The sequence below is a fragment of the Luteimonas sp. A482 genome (genome assembly GCF_054072655.1).
This window is the reverse complement of the sequence record NZ_JBSVRO010000002.1, coordinates 165,414-185,259: the sequence shown is the minus strand read 5'-3', so window position 1 is coordinate 185,259 and position 19,846 is coordinate 165,414. Positions and strand designations below refer to the sequence as shown.

Sequence of the window (19,846 nt, the reverse complement as noted above, 5' to 3'; positions counted from 1 at the left end):
CTATTACGTAGTGTCCGTGCTTCGCCGGACAGCGACGGCCCCATGCGGGCGCACGGCCCGAGCTGCCATGCCGTTCCTGCGCGCATCGCGCCGCTCATCCAGCACGCCATCGTCACCCGGCGTCGCGCTGGCCCGGGCGCCATCCATCGCGTCAGCTTCCCGCCCGTCAGGGGGCGTAGCGTTCGATCCGCTGTTCGATGGCGCCGAAGATGCTGCCGCCGTCGCGGTCGAGCATCTCGATGCGCACGCTGTCGCCAAAGGACAGGAACGGGGTCACCGGTTTGCCGGTTTCCAGCGTCTCGACGGTGCGCTTTTCGGCAAAGCACGAGGCGCCAAGCGAGGTGTCCTGGTTGGCGATCGTGCCGGAGCCGACAATGGTGCCGGCCGACAGCGGACGCGTCTTCGCCACGTGCGCCACGAGCTGCGCGAAGTCGAACTGCATGTCCACGCCCGCCTCCGGTGCGCCGAACCATTCGCCGTTGACGTGGGTGAGCAGCGGCAGGTGCAGCTTGCTGCCGCGCCAGTGGTCGCCCAGTTCGTCGGGCGTGACGAACACCGGCGACAGCGCCGAACGCGGCTTGGACTGCAGGAAGCCGAAGCCCTTGGCCAGCTCGCCCGGGATCAGGTTGCGCAGGCTGACGTCGTTGACCAGGCCGATGAGCTGGATGCGCCCGGCGGCCTGCTCCGGCGTGACCGCCATCGGCACATCGTCGGTGATCACCACGATCTCGGCTTCCAAATCGATGCCGTAGTCCTCGCTGACCACCTTCACCGGATCGCGCGGGCCGAGGAAGCCGGCGCTGGTGGCCTGGTACATGAGCGGATCGGTGTAGAAGCTTTCTGGCACCTCGGCGCCGCGGGCACGGCGCACGCGCTCGACGTGCGGCAGGTAGGCGCTGCCGTCGACGAATTCGTAGGCGCGCGGCAAGGGCGCGGCGAGCGCGTTCGCTTCCAGGTCGAACACCCCGTCGGCATCGCCGCTTTCCAGTGATTGCGCCAGCGCGTTGAGGCGCGGCGCGGTGTTGTCCCAGTCCTCCAGCGCGCGCTGCAGGGTCGGGGCGATACCCGCCGCGCGCACCGCGCGGGTGAGGTCGCGCGAGACGACGACCAGGGTGCCGTCGCGGCCGCCTTCCTTGAGTGAACCGAGTTTCATGCCTGCTCCGGAACGGGATTCGTGATTTCAATTGTAACCAGCGGGCTGGCGCGGATGCCTTTCGGTGCGCTGGCCAGGCGGAGGAATGTCAGCCCCGATGCAGCGAATGATCAGGCTGCGGCATCAGGGGCCGGCCGGGCGAGATCTCTCGCTGCGCTCGAGATGACACTTCGGGCGGTGATGCGATCGAGATGACACTTCAGGCGGGCTGCGGTCGGGATGACACTTCGGGCAGTGATGCGGTCGTGCCGTGGTGACGGCAACGCGCGCCCGCTCAGTCGTCGCCCTGGAAGGCGCCGGCGCGGAAGGTCAGCACCAGGGTATCCCGATGCCCTGGCGCATCGTCCGAGGCCGGCTGGATCGGGGTGGATTCGTGGATCACCCTGGTGTCATCGAGGAACAGCAGCGACCACGGTTCGAACAGGGTGAAACGCTGCCCGTCCGGGCCCTCGGCCTGGAACACCCGCGTCTCGCCACCCTTGATGTCGTGGCGCCCGACCAGGATCACGGCGACGAAATCCACGCCGTCACGATGCGCGCCCTCGGGCGTTGGCCGACCGATGCCGTCGGCGGTGTCGATGCGGAACTGGTGCGCCTCCACGTACCAGGGCTGCATGCCGTGCAGCGCCGAGCACCACTGGCCCAGGCCGCGCAGCAGCGAGGTCCAGGCCGGGGCGGCGATGGTTTGCGGACCGACCGGCTCGAACATGCGCAGCATGCCGCCGTGCAAGGCGTTGTAGTCGAGCGACTGCCAGTGGGCGCGGTGGGAGGCCTGCTGCACCTGTTCGCCGTCGACGACGAAGCAGGAATGGCGACGGCTGCGGTAGCGGCCGCCGTCGCGCAGATAGTCGTCGGGCGGCAAGTCATCCCAGCCCGGTTCGAGCGCGCGCAGGTCTTCCGGCCCCACCTGCGCAAGCGCCAGCACTTCTGCGGCGGGCAGTACGGCATAGCCGCGCACGCGGAGATCGTCCAGCACGCGGCGCGCATCGGACAGAGGCGGGAGGAAGGAAGCCGTCATCGGCGAATTCTAGCGTGCGGACGGCGGGGGTGAATGGTCTTCGGGGGATATGTATGCACTTTACGGTGCGTAGCTTCGGCGGGCCCCCACCCCAGCCCTCCCCCGCAGGCGGGGGAGGGAGTCCGCCCGCGCGTCCCGTCGGCCAACACGCCTCTGCCCCCTCCCCCGCGTGCAGGGGAGGGCTGGGGTGGGGGCACGCAGTTGGCGCGCAAACGAAAAGACCCGCCACAAGGCGGGTCTCTCGAGAACGCGGATGCCGCAGCACCCAGCTTGATGTGGCAGCCCCGGATGGATTCGAACCACCGAATGCCTGAGTCAGAGTCAGGTGCCTTACCGCTTGGCGACGGGGCTATGGCGCGGATTGTAACGCCACCGCAATGCGGTGGCGTCAGTGCAGCATTAACGCTTGGAGAACTGCGTGGCGCGGCGTGCCTTGTGCAGGCCGACCTTCTTGCGCTCGACTTCGCGCGCATCGCGGGTCACGAAGCCCGCCTTGCGCAGCTCGATCTTCAGCGTCTCGTCGTACTCGACCAGCGCGCGGGCGATGCCCAAGCGGATCGCACCGGCCTGGCCGGTGGTGCCGCCGCCAGCGGCGGTGACGAGGATGTCGAAGCTCTCGGTGTTCTTGGTCAGTTCCAGCGGCTGGCGCACGATCATGCGCGCGGTCTCGCGGCCGAAGAACTTGTCCAGCGGAAGGCCGTTGACGGTGATGTTGCCGCTGCCCTTGCGCAGGAACACGCGGGCGGTGGCGGACTTGCGACGGCCGGTGCCGTAATTCTGGGTGATAGCCATCGTTTAGATATCCAGGGACTGGGGCTGCTGGGCGGCGTGCGGGTGCTCGGCACCCTTGTACACCTTGAGCTTGCGGTACATGGCGCGGCCGAGCGTGTTCTTCGGCAGCATGCCCTTGACCGCCATCTCGATCACGCGCTCGGGGTGGCGCTCCAGCGCCTGGCCCAGGGACTCGGTCTTGAGGTTGCCGATATAGCCGGTGAAGCGGTGGTAGAGCTTGTCGGTCAGCTTCTTGCCGGTCACCGTGATCTTCTCGGCGTTGATTACGATGAGGTAATCGCCGGTGTCGACGTGCGGGGTGTAGACGGGCTTGTGCTTGCCGCGCAGGCGGCGCGCGAGTTCGGAACTCAGGCGGCCCAGCGTCTTGCCGGTGGCGTCGACGAGATACCAGTCGCGCTGGACGGTCTCGGACTTGGCGGTAAAGGTCTTCATTGAGTGACTCCGGGCGGGTGCCTGGTCGGGCTGGTTCCGTGACCGGAACTTCGCCTCGCGTTGTGGGGGTGGAACACAGAAGCGGAATTGTAGCCCGCACGCCCGGCGCGTGCAAGCCAGCGGGCTCCCGCGCTGGCGCCGGGCAGTGCCAGGCGCCAACATGGCGGCTTCCGACCGGCGCCGCCCCTGGGAAGACAGCATGCCAGACACCCCCGCCCCGACCCTTCCGGCCACGATCCCCGCCCCGCCGCGCGCCGCGCCGCGTCGTCTCAATCCGCTCGACCGCGTCCTGGTCGAGGCGCAGCGGGCGCTGGAGACCCTGCTCGGCCAGCCCGCCGCCAGCCGCGACAACCCCGCTGGCACCACGCCCGATGCCGCGCTCTCGCCCGGCGAGCGCCGCCACGCCGCGGGCCTGATGCGGATCAACCATGTGGGCGAGGTCTGCGCGCAGGGCCTGTACTTCGGCCAGGCCGCCGTCGCCCGCGAGGACGCCACCCGCGAACACCTGCTCGAGGCGGCGCAGGAGGAAACTGACCACCTGGCCTGGTGCGCCGACCGCCTGCGCGAGCTGGACAGCCGTCCCAGCCTGTTCAACCCGCTCTGGTACGGCGGCAGCTACGTGCTGGGGCTGGCGGCCGGGCTGCGCGGCGATGGCTGGAACCTCGGCTTCGTGGTCGAGACCGAGCGCCAGGTCGAGGCGCACCTGGACGAACACCTGCAGACGCTGCCCGACGCCGACCGGCGCAGCCGCAAGATCCTGCAGCAGATGAAGATCGACGAGGCCCGCCACGCGCTCAACGCGGAGATGGCCGGCGCGCGCATCCTGCCGCAGCCGATCCCGAGCCTGATGGCGGCCGCGTCGAAGTTCATGAAGGCGGTGGCGTACCGGGCCTGAAGCGCTGGCGACAAGCACGCTCCACGACGCAAAAGGCCCCGCAATGCGGGGCCTTGCCGTATCGACCATCCCGCGCGGGGCTCAGTCGATCAGGTTGCGCCCGTGGTACAGCTCCTCGATCTCGCGCTTGAGCCGCGCCTCGATCTTCATCCGCTCCTTGAACGAGAGGTTGCGCGCCTTTTCCTCGAACAGGTACTGGTCCAGGTCGAACTCTTTCAGGTGCAACTTGGTGTGGAAGATGTTTTCCTGGTAGACGTTGACGTCGAGCATCTCGTAGCGCGCCCTGATGTTCTTGGCCAGGTAGTCCTGGATCGAGTTGATCTTGTGGTCGATGAAGTGCTTCTTGCCCTTGATGTCGCGGGTGAACCCACGCACGCGGTAGTCCATCACCACGATGTCGGACTCGAGGCTCTCGATCAGGTAGTTCAGCGCCTTCAGCGGCGAGATCACGCCGCAGGTCGACACGTCGATGTCGGCGCGAAAGGTCGCGATGCCGTTGTCCGGGTGGGTTTCCGGATAGGTGTGGACGGTGATGTGCGACTTGTCCAGGTGCGCGACCACGGCTTCGGAGATGATCTCCTTGCCGGCGTCCTTCTTGTCGATGATCGGCTCCTCGGAGATGAGCATGGTCACCGACGCGCCCTGCGGATCGTAGTCCTGGCGGGCGATATTGAGGATGTTGGCGCCGATGATCTCGGCCACGTCGGACAGGATCTGGGTCAGGCGATCGGCGTCGTACTGCTCATCGATGTACTCGATGTAGCGCCTGCGCTCGTCTTCCGACGAGGCATAGCACACGTCGTAGATGTTGAACGACAGCGACTTGGTGAGATTGTTGAAGCCCTGGAGCTTCAGGCGAGGCAGTGGTTTGACCACGTCGGACGGTCCCCGGGCGGACGGACGAAGTGCGGAATTATGCGGCAAAGTGGGTGGCCATGGGGCAACGCCGTTTGCCCCGGGGCCACGGACGGCCTAATCTCGGCGGTTCCCCCGTTCCCCCTTGCATGAAGCAAAGCCCTGTGGCCCTGATCAGCAGCTATCGCCGCCCTTCCCATCCGATGGCACCGTCCCCCGCGACCATCGAACGCTTCCTCGCCCACTGCCATCGTCGGCGCTATCCGCCGCGCACGGAGGTGTTCCGCCCTGGCGATCCCGCCAGCACGCTGTACTTCGTCATCAGTGGCTCGGTCAGCATCATCACCGAGGAGGACGACGGCCGCGAGCTGGTGCTCGGCTATTTCGGCAACGGCGAATTCGTCGGCGAGATGGGGCTGTTCATCGAGACGGACGTGCGCGAGGTGATCCTGCGCACGCGCGTCCCGACCGAGCTGGCCGAGATCAGCTACGAGCGGCTGTACCAGCTGCTGGACGGCACCCTGGCCAACGACGCCACCTCGATCATGTTCGCGATCGGCGTGCAGCTGTCACGGCGCCTGCTCGACACCAGCCGCAAGGCCGGGCGTCTGGCCTTCCTCGACGTCACCGACCGCATCATCCGCACCCTGCACGACCTGACCCGCGAGCCGGAGGCGATGAGCCACCCGGAAGGGACCCAGCTGCGGGTATCGCGGCAGGAGCTGGCGCGCCTGGTCGGCTGCTCGCGCGAGATGGCGGGCCGGGTGCTGAAGAAGCTGCAGATCGACGGCAAGCTCCACGCCCGCGGCAAGACGATCGTGCTTTACGGGACTCGATGAGCGGCGGCCCGTTCGCGTATCGCGGCGACCTGCCGGACGCCGACCTGCGCTGCGTGGGCCCGATCGACGCCGACGATGTCGCCGCCCTGCTCTGCGAGCTGGGCTACCCCTGCGACGAGGAGGATGCCGCGCGCCGGATCCGCACGATCCTCGACAACGACCGCCAGGCGCTGGTGGTCGCGCGCGTGGAGGGCGCCGTCGCGGGGCTGGTGGCGCTGGATTTCATGTACTACCTGCCGCTGGATACGCTCACCTGCCGCATCACGGCGCTGGTGGTCAGCGCATCGGCCCGCGGCCAGGGCCTGGGCCGCCAGCTGCTGCGCGAGGCCGAGCGCCGCGCCCGTACAGGTGGCGCCGCCCGGCTGGAGCTGGCCAGCGGTTCGCAGCGCACCGACGCGCACGCGTTCTACCGCGCCTGCGGCTTCAGCGACGGGACGGTGCGGTTCATCAAGCGACTGGGCGACGCGTAGGGCGACATCCCCTACTCTTTTGCGACGCCCGCCACCGGCTCCCCGCCACGGTCCCGGCATCCCCAGTTGAGGATCGGCGTGCCCGCCGGCAGGGTGCGCCGGAACATCTCCACGCTGTCGTGCTTGGGATTCACCACCACCGGCGACGTCGCCGCCAGCAGCAGCGGCAGGTCGGCGCTGGAGTCCGAATAGGCGATGTCGACCTCGCCCAGCCCGCGCTCGCGCAGCATCCGCATCTTTTCCTCGGCGTGGCAGTGGCGCACGGCGACGATCGCGCCCAGGCGCGGCCCGACCTGGGTGCCGATCACCGGCACCGCCTCGTGCGCGACGAAGGCCAGGATCGCGCGCGCCAGCTCCGGCGGCGCGCCGGTGGCGATCACAACCCGGTCGCCGGCCTCGCGATGCCGGTGCAGCACAGCCAGCGCCACCGGCAGCAGGCGTTCGCGGATCTGCGCCTCGTGGGTGGCGACGTAGCGGTCGATCGCGGCGTCCAGCGTGCGTGGGCCGGACATGCCGACCGTCCCGATCCAGACGAATCCCGAAATGCCGTAGCGGCGCGTGGGCAGGAACGCCACCATCGGGCCGAATAGCGGCGCGGCCAGCAGCGCCAGCCCCGTGCGCCACCAGCTGCGCCGGATCAGCCAGGCGAACAGATGGCTGCCCGAGTCGCCGTCGTAGAGCGTGTGGTCGAAGTCGAAGACCACGCGGCGGGCATCGGCGGCATCGCTCATGCCGGGAAGAACAGCCCGCGCAGCGCCTCGCCCGGATCGGGTTCGCGCATGAAGGCCTCGCCGACCAGGAAGGCGTCGATGCCCGCTTCGCGCATGCGCGCGACATCGGCGGCGGTATGGATGCCGCTCTCGGTCACCAGGCGTCGGTCGCGCGGCACCGCGCCGCGCAGCGACAGCGTGGTGTCGAGCGAGACCTCGAAGCTGCGCAGGCTGCGGTTGTTGACGCCGAGCAGCGGCGCCGGCACCTGGATCGCGCGCTCGAGCTCGTCGATGTCGTGCACTTCCACCAGCACGTCCAGGCCGAGCTGCATGGCGGTACCGGACAGCTCGGCGAGCTGCGCGTCCGACAGCGCGGCGACGATCAGCAGAATGCAGTCGGCGCCCAGCGCGCGCGCCTCGTGCACCTGCCAGGGGTCGATGATGAAATCCTTGCGCAGCACCGGCAGCGTGCAGGCTGCGCGTGCTTCCTGCAGGTACAGGTCGGCGCCCTGGAAGAAATCGACGTCGGTGAGTACCGACAGGCAGGCCGCGCCGCCGGCCTCGTAGCTGCGTGCGATCTGCGCCGGGTGGAAATCGGGGCGGATCACGCCTTTGGAGGGGCTGGCCTTCTTGACCTCGGCGATCACGGCCGGCGCGCCGGCGGCAATCTTCGCCTCGATCGCATCGGCAAAGCCGCGCGTTGGCGGCATGTCGGCGGCCAGCTCGCGCATCTCCGCCAGCGGGCGCGCGGCGGCCCGTGCGGTGACCTCCTCGGCCTTGCGCGCCAGGATCTTCTGCAGGATGTCCTCGCTGCGCGGCAGCGTGGAACGCAACAGGTGGTTCAAGGCCGTGTGTCCTCTTCAACGGGGGTCGCCGGGGCGGCACGCGCCAGCCCCGGCGGAAGGTGAGCATGATCGCAGGATCCGCCCGTCGGGCGCGACCCCGCCCCGGGCGCCGCGATGGGGAGAGGCTTGCGCCTCATCCGGCGCCTTCGGCAGGTCCCTCGCCGCGATCCCAGCCATAGGCGCGCTCGACTCGGGCAATACGCAGTTCGAAATGCCGGTACCACTCGGCGCGGCCGCGCTCGCGCGCTGCGGTGTGTTCGGCATGTTGGCGCCAGGCGCGGATCGCGTCCTCGCTGTCCCAATACGCCACCGTGATCCCGAATCCATCCTCGCCGCGCACCGATTCGACGCCAAGAAAGCCGGGCTGCAGCTGCGCCAGCTCGACCATGCGCTCGGCGGTCGCGCCGTAGCCGTTGTCGATGTCGGTGCGCTGGGCGCTGAAGATCACCGCGTAGTACGGCGGCGCGGGCAGTCGGGCGAACGTGGCGGGATGCATGGCGGGTTCTCCGGATGCCGGGCGCGGTGACGCGTCAGTCTGCGCCCGCGAGCCGGCGCGTGACCGCGACGAATGCCTCCAGCTTCTGCAGCGCGGCACCGGAGGCAACCGCCGCCCTTGCACGCGCGATGCCATCGCCGATCGAATCGGCGACACCGGCCACGTACAGGGCCGCGCCGGCGTTGAGTGCCACGATCTCCAGCGGCAGGCCCGCTTCACCGCGCAGCGCGCGGAGCAGCATCGCCTTCGATTCGGCCGGGTCGGCCACGCGCAGGTTGCGGCTGGCAGCCATGCCGATGCCGAAATCCTCCGGATGGATCTCGTACTCGCGCACCACCCCGTCTCGCAGTTCGCCCACCATCGTCGCCGCGCCCAGCGAGATCTCGTCCATGCCATCGCGGCCCCAGACCACCAGCGCACGCTCGGTGCCAAGCTCCTGCAGCACGCGCACCTGGATGCCGACCAGGTCGGGGTGGAACACGCCCATCAGCACGCTGGGCGCGCCGGCAGGGTTGGTCAGGGGCCCCAGGATGTTGAAGATCGTGCGCACGCCCATCTCGCGTCGCACCGGCGCCACCGCCTTCATCGCGGGATGGTGGATGGGGGCGAACATGAAGCCGGCGCCGACCTCGTCGATGCAGCGCGCGACCTGCGCCGGCTGCAGTTCGATCGCCGCACCCAGCGCCTCGAGCGCGTCGGCGCTGCCCGACTTGGACGACACGCTGCGGTTGCCGTGCTTGGCCACGCGCGCGCCCGCCGCAGCGGCCACGAACATGCTGGCGGTGGAAATGTTGAAGGTATGCGAGCCATCGCCACCGGTGCCGACGATATCGACCAGATGCGAACGGTCGGGCACGTCGACGGGGAGCGAGAGCTCGCGCATCACCCTGGCGGCGGCCGCGATCTCGTCGACCGTTTCCTTCTTGACGCGCAGACCGGTGAGGATCGCCGCGGTCATCACCGGCGAGACTTCGCCGCGCATGATCTGCCGCATCAGGTCGATCATTTCGTCATGGAAGATCTCGCGATGCTCGATGGTGCGCTGCAGGGCTTCGTGGGGGGTGATGGACATGGCGGGAACCGTGATTGGGACTCGTGAGAGGTGAGGGATGGGTGGCGGGAGATCGAACGGTGTCATCCCAAGCGCAGCGAGGGATCTGCTCGACTCATGCCGCCGGACACAAGATCCCTCGCTGCGCTCGGGATGACAATTTTGCTTGGGACGGCAGCCCGCGTCCGCCGACAGCCCGGGCTTGGACGAGTCGCTGCGCCCGGATGGCAGCTTGTGTCCGACAAGCGCCTGCATCAGCGCGCGAGGAAGTTCTTGAGCAGCGCATGCCCGTGTTCGGTCAGGATCGACTCGGGATGGAACTGCACGCCCTCGACCGGGTGCTCGCGGTGGCGCAGGCCCATGATCTCCTCGACCGATCCGTCCTCGTTGTCGGCCCAGGCCGTCACTTCCAGGCATCCGGGCAACGAGTCGCGCTCGACCACCAGCGAGTGGTAGCGCGTGGCCTCGTAGCCGTCGGGCAGGTTGGCGAACACGCCCTTGCCCTCGTGGCGGATCGGCGAGGTCTTGCCGTGCATGATCCGTCCCGCACGCACCACCTTGCCGCCATAGGCCTGGCCGATGCTCTGGTGGCCCAGGCACACGCCGAGGATCGGCACGCGCGCGCCGAGCGCCTCGATCACGCCGACCGACACCCCCGCCTCGTTGGGCGTGCAGGGTCCCGGTGAAATGACGATGCGCTCCGGCGCAAGCGCATCGATCTGCGTGACCGTCAGCTCGTCGTTGCGCACCACCTTCACCTCCGCCCCCAGTGCCTGCAGGTACTGCACGAGGTTCCAGGTGAAGCTGTCGTAGTTGTCGATCATCAGCAGCATGCTGGTCCCTTCGCGCTGTCTGCGCTTCCTCGTTCCGCTTGGCCAGCGGGCGTCGATCTCGTGATGGCCTGACCTGGATCAGGGCGCGGCGCCCCTCGTCCGCGCAGGCTGGCGCGCCCGACCACAGGAGCCACGCCATGACCGACGCAGCCGGCAACACCGACTACACCGCCCATCCCTTCGACGCGCGCGGCATCGCGCGACGCTTCCGCCATTCGGCGATCTTCGGCGCGCTGGGTGCGCTGCTGCCGGGTGAGGCGATGCGCTTCGTCAACGACCACGACCCGCTGCCGCTCCTGGGCCAGTTGGTGGACCGTTTCGGCGACCGCGTCGAGATCCTGTACCGCCAGCGTGAGCCGGGCGCGATCGTGATCGACTTCATCGTCCGGGCCTGAACCGTGGGCTTCCCGGCGTTCTTCGAGCAGGCACCGGTGCTGCGCCTGCGCGACGGCCTGGCCGCGCTGCTCGGCGTCACGCCGGATGGGGTGATCGAGTATCGCTACGCGGATGCAGTGCGCCTGGCGGGCCACTCCTGCCCGACCGTGGCGGGCGCCTGGCTGTGCGCGGGCGCCTGGCTGTGCGCGGGCGCCTGGCTGTGCGCGCGCGCCGGGCTGCGTGCGCTCTACGGCGACACCCTGCCCGAACGCGGCAATATCGCGGTCAGCCTGCCCCAGGCCGAGGACGCGGGCGTGTCCGGCGTGATCGGACAGGTCATGACCCTGGTCACCGGCGCGGCCGGCGCCGACGGATTCAAGGGCCTGGCCGGCGGCCACGCCCGCAATGGCCTGCTGCGCTACGGCGATCCCGGTATCGGTGCGCTGCGCATGCGCAGGCGCGACAGCGGCCAGGTCGTGGAGGTGGCGCTGGACACATCGCCGGTACCGGTCGAGCCCGACCAGCGCAACCTGTTCGCCCTGGTTGTGCAGGGACAGGCCGACGCCGCGCAGCAGCGCCGGTTCGGCGACGCCTGGCAGGGGCGCGTACGCCGGATGCTGCTCGAGCATGCGGAAGATCCGGCGGTGGTGCAGGTGCGCTGGCCCGCGCAGGGGCGCGCGACGGCCGGCTGAGGCAGCCATCGTGCCGCAGTGTCCGCGGCGGCTGTCGATCGCGCAGGGCACGGTCAGTCCGCCAGCAGGAAGATCGCGTACAGGTGCTCCGCGATGTTGATGGTGCCCACCTCAATGCTCTCCGGCGTGATACGGCTGCCGGTGACGGTGACGCTGTCCACTGCGGACGGGGCGTCGAACACAACCGGCGGTTCGTCCGGTGGCGCGGGAAGCCCGCCCACGCGCCGCGAGGCACGCGGCCATTGGCCGGCTTGCACCCCGTAGGCAAAGCTGGGGGCAACGTCGGAGACGCTGTACAACCCCCGGATGCGCGTGCCATAGCTGCGCGCAAGCAGGTCCGCGGTGGCCCGTGCCTGCTTCATCGCCTCGGCCTTCAGATCGGCACGGAGGTCCTCCTCGCCCGAGTAGGCGGGCTGGATGCCGTTGAGCATCACCTCCTCGCCAGCCACCAGGCCGGACAGGAACCCGCGGGTGCTGTCGGCATCGGGGAACGTGACACGCAGCTGCCTGGCTGCCCGCGTTCCCTTGAACACGCGCTTGTTGTTTTCGTATTCGTACTCGGGCGCGATCGAGAACACCGCAGCGTCAATCGACCCGGCGATGGCGCGGCCGCCCTTGAGCGAGTCGATGAGCGTGGCAAGATTGGCTTGCACCTGTTCCCGCGCGCGGCCGGGACTCATGTCGACCGTGGCCAGGGTCATCGAAACGGTGAAGCGGTCCGGCACCACGTCGCGGTTGGCTTCCCCCTTCACCAGCAGGTGCGGCAGCGACGGCAGTGCGTTGACCTGTGCCCACGCCGGTTGCGCCAGCAGCAGGAGGACGAGGAAGGCGATGCGCATGGCTATCATGTCGAGATTCTTCCGGTGGATGTTCGTGCCGCGCGGCTACAGCCCTTTCGCCGCCTGCGCCACCGCGCGGAACAGCGCGCGGCCCTTGCTCATGGTTTCGTCCCACTCCTTCTGCGGATCGGAATCGAACACGATGCCTGCGCCAGCCTGCACGTGCAGGCGGCCGTCCTGGATGACCGCGGTGCGGATGGCGATGGCGGTGTCGGCGTCGCCGTGCCAGCCGATGTAGCCGATCGCGCCGGCGTAGACGTTGCGCTTGACCGGCTCGAGCTCGCGGATGATCTCCAGCGCGCGGACCTTGGGCGCGCCGCTGACGGTCCCGGCGGGGAACGTGGCGCGCAGCACGTCGGCGTAGCTCAAGCCCTCCTTCAGCCGGCCGGTGACCTCGCTGACGATGTGCATCACGTGGCTGTAGCGTTCGATCACGAAGCGCTCGCCGACCTCGACGCTGCCGGGCGTGGACACGTGGCCGACGTCGTTGCGGCCCAGGTCGATCAGCATCAGGTGCTCGGCGCGCTCCTTGGGGTCGGCCAGCAGCTCGGCTTCCAGCGCCAGGTCCTCCTCGTGCGTTGCGCCGCGCGGACGCGTGCCGGCGATCGGACGCACGGTCACCTCGCCGGCCTGCAGGCGCACCAGGATCTCCGGCGACGAGCCCACCACCTGGGTGTCGCCGACGTCGAGGAAGTACATGTACGGCGAGGGGTTCATCGCCCGCAGCGCACGGTACACATCCACCGGGCGGGCGTTGAAGGGCACGCTCATGCGCTGCGACAGCACCACCTGGAAGGCGTCCCCGGCGGCGATGTAGTCCTTGGCCCGCGCAACCGCGTCGAGGAAGCCCTCGCGGGTGAAGCCGGACTCGAAGTGGGCTTCGTCCAGCGCTTCCGGGCGCAGCGTTTCCGGATAGCCGGCGCCACCGTGGCGCAGCCGGTGCGCCAGCGCGTCGAGCCGGCGGCTGGCGCGCGCAAAGGCCTGCGGCGCGCGCGGATCGGCATGCACCACCAGGTACAGCCGCCCCTTGAGGTTGTCGAACACCGCCACTTCCTCGCTCAGCATCAGCAGGATGTCGGGCGTGTCGAGCTCGTCGGGGTTCGGGTTGGCGCGCAGGCGCGGCTCGATGTATTCGATGCACTCGAAGCCGAACCAGCCGACCAGCCCGCCGCTGAAACCGGGCAGGCCCGGCAGCCGCGGCACGGAGTGTTCGGCGCGCAGGCGCTCGACCTCGGCGAACGGATCTTCGACCTCGCGCGTTTCGACCGCTTCGCCGTGCTCGCTGACGGTCAGCGTGTGGCCGCGGAAGCTGAACACGCGCGTGGCCGGCAGCCCGATGATCGAATAGCGGCCAAAGCGTTCGCCGCCCTCGACCGATTCGAACAGGTAGGTGTACGGGCCGTCGGCAAGCTTGAGGTAGACCGACAGCGGCGTGTCGAGGTCGGACAGGACCTCGCGCACGACGGGGATGCGGGTATGGCCTTCAGCGGCCGATTGCTGGAATTCTTCTTGCGAGGTCACGCGACATTTCCCAGGGATGCGGGCGGGCGGTTGCGACGGCGGCAGGCCACCATCGCCAGCCTTCGCCGGCAGCAAGGAAATGTGGGAATGCGGTCGCGCCCATGGCGGTCAATGTAGCGGCTTTGCGGCCGTTTTCACAGACGGCGCAGCTGGTTGCGATCGCAACGGACTGTCCGGCGGCAGGTGCATGCGCACCCGGCCCGGCACGCAGTCGATGCGGAAGCAGGTGGACTCGACCGGCTCGCCGTCGAGGTTGAGCGCCAGCGGCGCCTCGGCGACGATTTCGATCCACGGCAGGCGCGCGCGCGTGGCCACGCGTTCCAGCGCCGCGACCTTGCCCTCGCTGATCACCGCGCCCAGCGTCGCGGCGATCTCGCCGGACAGTTCCGGTATCACGGTGAGGTCCAGCAATCCGTCGTCGACCACCGCATCCGGGCACAGTGCCTGGCCGCCGCCCGCCTGGCGTCCGTTGCCCACGCCCACTGCGATGAACTCGCCTTCCCACGCGAAGCCCGGCCCGCGCAGCGTCGCCCGGCTGGGCTCGATCCGGCCGAGCTTCGACAGCCCGGTCAGCAGGTAGGCCAGGCCACCCAGCAGTTTCTTCATGCCTTCCGGCGTTTCCACGGTGACCTGCGTTCCAAAGCCGCCGCTGACCATGTTGGCTGCCCAGTGCACCACGCCGCCCGCGTCCAGGCGCAGCAGGTCGACGGGCCGCGCCAGCTGCGCCGAGATCAGTTCGAGTGCCGGCAGCGGTTGGTCCGGAATGCCGCCGGCCGTGGCGAAATCGTTGGCAGTGCCCATCGGCACCAGGCCCAGCGACGGCAGCGCGTCGGCAGCCACGTCGCCATGGGCAAGCGCGGTCGCGACCTCGCTCAGGGTGCCGTCGCCGCCTGCCGCGACGATCGTGGAGGCACCGTCCTCGGTCGCCTCGGCGACATGGCGCGCGGCATCGCCATCCTCCCAGGTCACGCGCACGTCAATGTGCGTGCCGCGTTCGCGCATCGCCTGCACGGCGGCGCGCAATGGGTCGTCGCCGGCGGATTTGCCGTTGATGATCAGGCACCAGCGAGGAGTGGTCATGGACGGTGGGACAGGTCGGGGACGCTGGTGTAGCACGCGCACGTGCGCAGCGCTTCACGCGACCGCGACGCAGCGCGGGGACATGCCGGCGCGGTGGAGTCACGCTGCACTTGTCATCTTCGCGTCATGCACGACGCGCAGCATCGGAGGCCATAGCAGGGAAGGCGGGCGGGGGCTGGATTGCCCTCATGTCTCCGGCGACGGACCTGCCGCAGACAGGCGGGTCCGTCGCCAGGAAGGCCGCGGACCCGGTTGCCGCGATCAGCCCGGTGCCGAATCCATCAGCACCACGCCGTCCTCGTCCGCAGCCAGCCACTGCCCCGGCGCGATCACCAGTCCGCCGAACGCCACCAGCACGTCGCGCAATCCCTGGCCAAGCTTGTCGGTCTTGCGCGGGCACGTCGCCAGGGCCTTGACCCCGAGATCGAGCACGCCGATCGCCGCGCTGTCGCGGATCGCGCCATGCACCAGCACCCCGCTCCAGCCGCTGGCCACCGCCTTTTCCGCCAGCATGTCGCCCAGCATCGCCCGGCGCAGCGAGCCGCCGCCGTCGATCACCAGTACGCGCCCATCGCCGGGTTCGGCCACCGCCTTGCGCACCAGCGAGTTGTCCTCCAGCGCCTTGACCGTGCTGACCAGCCCGGCGAACGCGGTGCGGCCGCCGTAGTCGCGCAGCGGCAACTCCAGCACGCGGGCCCGGTCTTCGTACTGGTCGCACAGGTCGCAGGTGTTCATGCGGTGGCCCTGTCGATCTCCGAACGCATCTGCGCGATCACCGCTGCATAGTCGGGCTTGCCGAAGATCGCGCTGCCGGCGACGAAGGTGTCCGCGCCGGCGGCGGCGATCTGGCCGATGTTGTCGGGCTTCACGCCGCCGTCGATTTCCAGCCGGATCGGCCTGCCCGTGGCGTCGATGCGCTCGCGCACCCTGCGCAGCTTCTCCAGCGTCGAGGGAATGAAGGCCTGGCCGCCGAAGCCCGGGTTGACCGACATCAGCAGCACCAGGTCGAGCTCCTCAAGCACGTAGTCGAGCACGTCCACCGGCGTGCCTGGATTGAGCACGATCCCGGCCTGGCAACCTTCGGCCCTGATCAGCTGGATGGTGCGGTGCACGTGCCTGGAGGCCTCCGGATGGAAGCTGATCAGGCTGGCGCCGGCCTTCGCGAAATCCGGCACGAGGCGGTCGACTGGCTCGACCATCAGGTGCACGTCGATCGGCGCGGTCACGCCGTGGCTGCGCAGCGCCTCGCACACCAGCGGGCCGATGGTGAGGTTGGGCACGTAGTGGTTGTCCATCACGTCGAAGTGCACCCAGTCGGCGCCCGCGGCGAGGACCTTGTCGACCTCCTCGCCAAGCTTGGCGAAATTGGCCGAGAGGATGGACGGAGCGATCACGGGTGCTTGCATCGATGTCATTCCGTACGAAGTGAGGAATCTGCTGTCTTGCCCCGGGCGATTCCCAGCCGCGGAGGGCCAGCTAACGGCGGCGCTGCGCCATGATGCGGTCGTAGGCGGCGTTGATCTCGCGCGCCTTCTTCTCGGCCTGCTCGCGCAGCTCCGGCGCGGCGCCTGCCACCTTGTCGGGGTGGTATTGCGACATCAGGCGACGGTAGGCCTGGTCGATTTCAGCCTCGGTGGCCTCGCTCGACAGGCCCAGGGCGCGGTACGCCGTGCCGCCTCCGCCACCCGACGCGATCCAGCCCGCATCGAAGGCATGGCCGATCAGCAATCCGATCAGGCCGCCGCCGGGATGGCGCAGCAGCAGCCAGCCGGCGATGAAGCCCAGCAGTTTTCCGTACCAGCGGTTCATGGGGGCAGTGTAGCGTCCGCCGTGCACCCCCGGCGGAAATCGCACTACACTTGCCGGCCCGCCCGAAGGCTGCTCTCCTTGGCGACGACCCTGCTGCAAAGCGAACTGCCCGGTCTTGGCCTGCGCCACCGCGGCAAGGTGCGCGACGTGTTCGACCTGGGCGACGACCGGCTGCTGATCGTGGCCACCGACCGCCTCAGCGCGTTCGACGTGGTCCTGCCCGACCCGATTCCCGGCAAGGGCGAGATGCTCTGCCAGATCAGCAATTTCTGGTTCGAACAGACCGCGGCGCTCGTGCCCAACCACCTCACCGGCATCGACGTGGCCACGGTGCTGCCCGATGGGGTGGATCCGGCGCTGTACGCACGGCGTGCGGTGGTGACCAAGAAACTGCGGCCGGTGCCGATCGAAGCAATCGCGCGTGGCTACATCATCGGCAGCGGCTGGAAGGACTACCAGCGCACTGGCCGCGTGAGCGGCATCCGCCTCCCCGACGGCCTGCGCCAGGCCGAAAAACTCTCAGAGCCGATCTTCACCCCGTCGACCAAGGCCGCGGTCGGCGACCACGACGAGAACATCGACTTCGACACCGCGGTCAAGCTGGCCGGCGCCGATCTGGCCGAACAGGTGCGCGACGCCACCCTGCGCCTGTACCGCCACGCCTGCGAATACGCTGCCCAGCGCGGCATCCTGCTGGCCGACACCAAGTTCGAGTTCGGCACCGACGCCGACGGCCGCCTGTACGTGATGGACGAGATGCTCACCCCGGACTCGTCACGCTACTGGCCCGCCGACGAGTACGAAGTCGGCTCCAGCCCGCCCAGCTACGACAAGCAGATCGTGCGCGACTACCTGGAAACGCTGGACTGGGACAAGACCGCCCCGGGACCGAGGCTGCCACCCGAAGTGATCGAGCGCACCCGCGCCAGGTACGCCGAAGCACTGCAGAAGCTGGCGGGGATTTCGGTCGACTGAGGGCCAGCCACGGCCTCAGCCAGCCTCCACGTCCTCGGGGGCCTGCGCCGCGCTTTGCGCCTGCGCAACCTCCTGCGCCCGCATTTCGTGGACGATGCGGCCACCCTGCACCACCAGCACGCGGTCCACGCTGGCGATGGTTTCCGGGCGATGGGCCACGATCACCTTGGTGAGCGACAGCTGCTTCACCGCTTCGTTCACCGCGCGCTCGTTCGTCACGTCCAGGTGGCTGGTGGCTTCGTCCAGGAACAGCAGCTTGGGATTGCGGTAGAGCGCCCGCGCCAGGATCACCCGCTGCTTCTGCCCGCCCGAAAGCGAGCTGCCCATGTCGCCGATCAGGCTGTGGTAGCCCATCGGCATGGCGGCGATCTCCTCGTGTACCGCCGCCAGCCGCGCAGCAGCCTCGATCCGGGCCTGGTCATGGTCGGGATCGAAAAACGAGATGTTGTCGGCGACGCTGCCGGCAAACAGCTGGTCGTCCTGCATCACCGCGCCGACGATGGTCCGCACGTTGCGCGGCCCGGTCTTGCGCAGGTCCTGGCCACCGATCCTGATCGTCCCCGAGGTCGGCGCCAGCAGGCCGAGCATCAGCTTGACCAGGGTGGTCTTGCCGCAGCCCGAGCTGCCCACCAGCGCCACGGATTCCCCGGGCTCGACGCTGAAGCTGCAGTCTTTCAGCACCCAGGGCTCGCCGTCGGCGTAGCGGAACGACAGGTTCTCCACCTCGATGCGGGTGTCGGTTGGCGGCAGCGATTCGACGGGCCCATCCACTTCGTCGGGCGGCGTCAACACGATGTCGGACAGGCGCTCGCCGTGCAGCCGGAGCATCCTGAACTCGACCCACTTGTCGATCAGGGCCGACATGCGTCCGGCAAACTGGTCCTTGTAGGCCAGGTAGGCGATCAGCATGCCAACCGAGAATACGTTCTGCAGCGCCAGCACGGCGCCGATCCAGATCACCGCGATCCGCTCGATCCCGAACACGAACTGGCTGGCGCTGTTGAATCCGAGTCCCATTTGCGCCAACCGCACTTCCTGGTTGACCGTGTCGACCATCAGGTTGTCGTAGGTCGAGCGCCGACCGGCTTCCTCTCCCGCGACCTTCAGGCTCTGCATTCCGCGCAGCGACTCGAGCAGATGCGTCTGCTGCTTTGCAGCGGCGACCAGCTGCCGCTCGGTCCCGTCGCGGACGGGGCGATAGGCGAGCCAGCGGATCCCGAGGTAGAGCGCGACCGCCAGCAGCGTGACCAGGGCAAGCTTCCAGCTGTAGACCAGCATCAGCGCGAGGGTGACCACGGCCATCAGGCCGTCAATGATGGCCTCGACAAAGCTGGTGGTGAGGGTGCGCTGGATCGCCTGCACGGACGACATGCGCGAGGTCACGTCGCCCAGGTGCCGCTTCTCGAAGAAATCCAATGGCAGCCGAAGAAGATGGGCGAACACGTTGCCCATCCACTGCAGGCCGAGCCGCGAGGACAGGTAGACCACCGACCAGCCGCGCAGCAACCCGATCGCAACCTGCAGCAACAGCGCCAGCCCGAACCCCAGGCCGAGCACAGCCAACAGGTCGCGGTCGGCGGAGACCAGCACCTGGTCCACCACCCACTGCATGTAGAACGGTGCCAGCACCACGAAGATCTGCAGCGCCACCGACAGCAGCAGGATCTGCCCCAGCGCGCGCCAGAGTCCGCGCACCGGGCCGGTCAGCTGCCGGATCGACACCGCGGGCGCGGCCTTCTGCGGCCGGAACTCGTGACCCGGCGTGAGTTCGAGCGCCACCCCGGTGAAGTGGTCGGACACCTCGGACAGCGGCAGCCGCCGCTCCCCCGAAGCCGGATCGAGGATCGTCACGCCCGAGCGCCCGACCTTGGCCAGCACCACGAAGTGATTGAGGTCCCAGTGCAGGATGCAGGGCAGCTTGAGCTTGCCCAGGTCCTCCATGTCCAACCGCAGAGGACGCGTCTGGAATCCCAGCTGCTGCGCGATATGGATCAGCTGGCTGAGCTTGGCGCCTTTGAGCGAGAGCGAGAAGCGGCGTCGCAGCTCGGGGAGACCGATATGCAGGTCATGCGCGTCGGCGACCATCGCAAGGGAGGCAAGCCCGCATTCTGCGGCTTCTGATTGCAGGATCGACTTCAAGAAACCCTCTTCTGACTCTGATCAATC

Annotated in this window: 23 protein-coding genes and 1 tRNA gene; 6 read left to right on the top strand and 18 right to left on the bottom strand. The window is 68.8% G+C overall.

The annotated features are described in order from the left end of the window. Positions 1-166 precede the first annotated feature (166 nt). From ACW5DW_RS09500 to rplM, 5 genes are all read right to left on the bottom strand, one after another. On the bottom strand, positions 167-1,153 hold the full coding sequence (locus tag ACW5DW_RS09500) for a fumarylacetoacetate hydrolase family protein (protein ID WP_457018593.1): 987 nt from the start codon (positions 1,151-1,153) through the stop codon (positions 167-169). Between the two features lie 274 nt (positions 1,154-1,427). Continuing rightward, on the bottom strand, positions 1,428-2,171 hold the full coding sequence (locus tag ACW5DW_RS09495; RefSeq protein ID WP_457018592.1) for a 2OG-Fe dioxygenase family protein: 744 nt from the start codon (positions 2,169-2,171) through the stop codon (positions 1,428-1,430). A gap of 276 nt (positions 2,172-2,447) precedes the next feature. Beyond that, positions 2,448-2,522, bottom strand: a tRNA-Gln gene (locus tag ACW5DW_RS09490). Positions 2,523-2,570: 48 nt separating this feature from the next. Beyond that, positions 2,571-2,963 carry a 30S ribosomal protein S9 gene (rpsI, locus tag ACW5DW_RS09485; protein WP_457018591.1) on the bottom strand — a complete coding sequence of 131 codons (393 nt, stop codon included), beginning with the start codon at positions 2,961-2,963 and terminating at the stop codon, positions 2,571-2,573. Positions 2,964-2,966: 3 nt separating this feature from the next. Beyond that, positions 2,967-3,395, bottom strand: a complete 429-nt coding sequence (gene rplM, locus ACW5DW_RS09480; RefSeq protein WP_457018590.1) for a 50S ribosomal protein L13 — start codon at positions 3,393-3,395, stop codon at positions 2,967-2,969. 199 nt (positions 3,396-3,594) lie between these two features. On the opposite strand from rplM, the gene coq7 reads away from it, so the two are divergent. Beyond that, positions 3,595-4,290, top strand: a complete 696-nt coding sequence (gene coq7 / locus ACW5DW_RS09475) for a 2-polyprenyl-3-methyl-6-methoxy-1,4-benzoquinone monooxygenase (RefSeq protein WP_457018589.1) — start codon at positions 3,595-3,597, stop codon at positions 4,288-4,290. A gap of 81 nt (positions 4,291-4,371) precedes the next feature. On the opposite strand, the gene speD is transcribed toward coq7, so the two are convergent. Next, positions 4,372-5,166, bottom strand: coding sequence for an adenosylmethionine decarboxylase (gene speD / locus ACW5DW_RS09470; RefSeq protein WP_457018588.1), 795 nt, complete (start codon positions 5,164-5,166; stop codon positions 4,372-4,374). Between the two features lie 182 nt (positions 5,167-5,348). Between speD and crp the strand changes: the two genes are divergently transcribed. Then, on the top strand, positions 5,349-5,984 hold the full coding sequence (gene crp / locus ACW5DW_RS09465; protein ID WP_457018856.1) for a cAMP-activated global transcriptional regulator CRP: 636 nt from the start codon (positions 5,349-5,351) through the stop codon (positions 5,982-5,984). Beyond that, positions 5,981-6,454: a GNAT family N-acetyltransferase gene (locus tag ACW5DW_RS09460; protein WP_457018587.1), complete on the top strand. Its 474-nt coding sequence runs from the start codon at positions 5,981-5,983 to the stop codon at positions 6,452-6,454. Before crp ends, ACW5DW_RS09460 begins: the two co-directional genes overlap by 4 nt. A gap of 11 nt (positions 6,455-6,465) precedes the next feature. Here ACW5DW_RS09460 and ACW5DW_RS09455 read toward each other — a convergent pair whose 3' ends face one another. The 5 genes from ACW5DW_RS09455 to ACW5DW_RS09435 form a co-directional block, all read right to left on the bottom strand. Then, positions 6,466-7,185, bottom strand: coding sequence for a haloacid dehalogenase-like hydrolase (locus ACW5DW_RS09455; RefSeq protein ID WP_457018586.1), 720 nt, complete (start codon positions 7,183-7,185; stop codon positions 6,466-6,468). Beyond that, positions 7,182-8,009, bottom strand: a complete 828-nt coding sequence (trpC, locus tag ACW5DW_RS09450) for an indole-3-glycerol phosphate synthase TrpC (protein ID WP_457018585.1) — start codon at positions 8,007-8,009, stop codon at positions 7,182-7,184. The genes ACW5DW_RS09455 and trpC overlap by 4 nt, the downstream gene beginning before the upstream one ends. Positions 8,010-8,142: 133 nt before the next feature. Further along, entirely contained in the window at positions 8,143-8,505 is a 363-nt protein-coding gene (locus tag ACW5DW_RS09445) for an antibiotic biosynthesis monooxygenase family protein (protein ID WP_457018584.1), read from the bottom strand. A gap of 34 nt (positions 8,506-8,539) precedes the next feature. Next, positions 8,540-9,577, bottom strand: a complete 1,038-nt coding sequence (trpD, locus tag ACW5DW_RS09440; RefSeq protein WP_457018583.1) for an anthranilate phosphoribosyltransferase — start codon at positions 9,575-9,577, stop codon at positions 8,540-8,542. A gap of 233 nt (positions 9,578-9,810) precedes the next feature. Beyond that, entirely contained in the window at positions 9,811-10,389 is a 579-nt protein-coding gene (locus tag ACW5DW_RS09435; RefSeq protein WP_457018582.1) for an anthranilate synthase component II, read from the bottom strand. Between the two features lie 137 nt (positions 10,390-10,526). Here ACW5DW_RS09435 and ACW5DW_RS09430 point away from each other — a divergent pair, with 137 nt between their 5' ends. Then, the gene (locus tag ACW5DW_RS09430) at positions 10,527-10,784 is read left to right on the top strand and encodes a DUF2249 domain-containing protein (protein ID WP_457018581.1); all 258 of its coding nucleotides are present in this window, start codon (positions 10,527-10,529) and stop codon (positions 10,782-10,784) included. A 3-nt stretch (positions 10,785-10,787) separates the two neighbouring features. Then, complete coding sequence (locus tag ACW5DW_RS09425; protein WP_457018580.1) at positions 10,788-11,456, top strand: hypothetical protein; 669 nt, start codon at positions 10,788-10,790, stop codon at positions 11,454-11,456. Positions 11,457-11,509: 53 nt separating this feature from the next. On the opposite strand, the gene ACW5DW_RS09420 is transcribed toward ACW5DW_RS09425, so the two are convergent. From ACW5DW_RS09420 to ACW5DW_RS09395, 6 genes are all read right to left on the bottom strand, one after another. Then, the gene (locus tag ACW5DW_RS09420) at positions 11,510-12,304 is read right to left on the bottom strand and encodes an SIMPL domain-containing protein (protein ID WP_457018579.1); all 795 of its coding nucleotides are present in this window, start codon (positions 12,302-12,304) and stop codon (positions 11,510-11,512) included. A 36-nt stretch (positions 12,305-12,340) separates the two neighbouring features. Continuing rightward, entirely contained in the window at positions 12,341-13,816 is a 1,476-nt protein-coding gene (gene trpE, locus ACW5DW_RS09415) for an anthranilate synthase component I (protein WP_457018578.1), read from the bottom strand. 108 nt (positions 13,817-13,924) lie between these two features. Further along, positions 13,925-14,896, bottom strand: a complete 972-nt coding sequence (gene yegS, locus ACW5DW_RS09410; RefSeq protein ID WP_457018576.1) for a lipid kinase YegS — start codon at positions 14,894-14,896, stop codon at positions 13,925-13,927. Between the two features lie 261 nt (positions 14,897-15,157). Further along, a complete protein-coding gene (gene rraA / locus ACW5DW_RS09405) occupies positions 15,158-15,631 on the bottom strand; it encodes a ribonuclease E activity regulator RraA (protein ID WP_457018574.1) in 474 nt (157 codons plus the stop codon). Continuing rightward, on the bottom strand, positions 15,628-16,302 hold the full coding sequence (gene rpe / locus ACW5DW_RS09400) for a ribulose-phosphate 3-epimerase (protein ID WP_457018572.1): 675 nt from the start codon (positions 16,300-16,302) through the stop codon (positions 15,628-15,630). The genes rraA and rpe overlap by 4 nt, the downstream gene beginning before the upstream one ends. A gap of 70 nt (positions 16,303-16,372) precedes the next feature. Continuing rightward, positions 16,373-16,705 (bottom strand): DnaJ domain-containing protein, encoded by a 333-nt coding sequence (locus ACW5DW_RS09395; protein ID WP_457018570.1) that lies wholly within the window; start codon positions 16,703-16,705, stop codon positions 16,373-16,375. A 78-nt stretch (positions 16,706-16,783) separates the two neighbouring features. Here ACW5DW_RS09395 and ACW5DW_RS09390 point away from each other — a divergent pair, with 78 nt between their 5' ends. Then, positions 16,784-17,680 carry a phosphoribosylaminoimidazolesuccinocarboxamide synthase gene (locus tag ACW5DW_RS09390; protein WP_457018569.1) on the top strand — a complete coding sequence of 299 codons (897 nt, stop codon included), beginning with the start codon at positions 16,784-16,786 and terminating at the stop codon, positions 17,678-17,680. 15 nt (positions 17,681-17,695) lie between these two features. Here ACW5DW_RS09390 and ACW5DW_RS09385 read toward each other — a convergent pair whose 3' ends face one another. Continuing rightward, positions 17,696-19,819 (bottom strand): peptidase domain-containing ABC transporter, encoded by a 2,124-nt coding sequence (locus ACW5DW_RS09385; RefSeq protein WP_457018568.1) that lies wholly within the window; start codon positions 19,817-19,819, stop codon positions 17,696-17,698. Between the last annotated feature and the right edge of the window lie 27 nt (positions 19,820-19,846).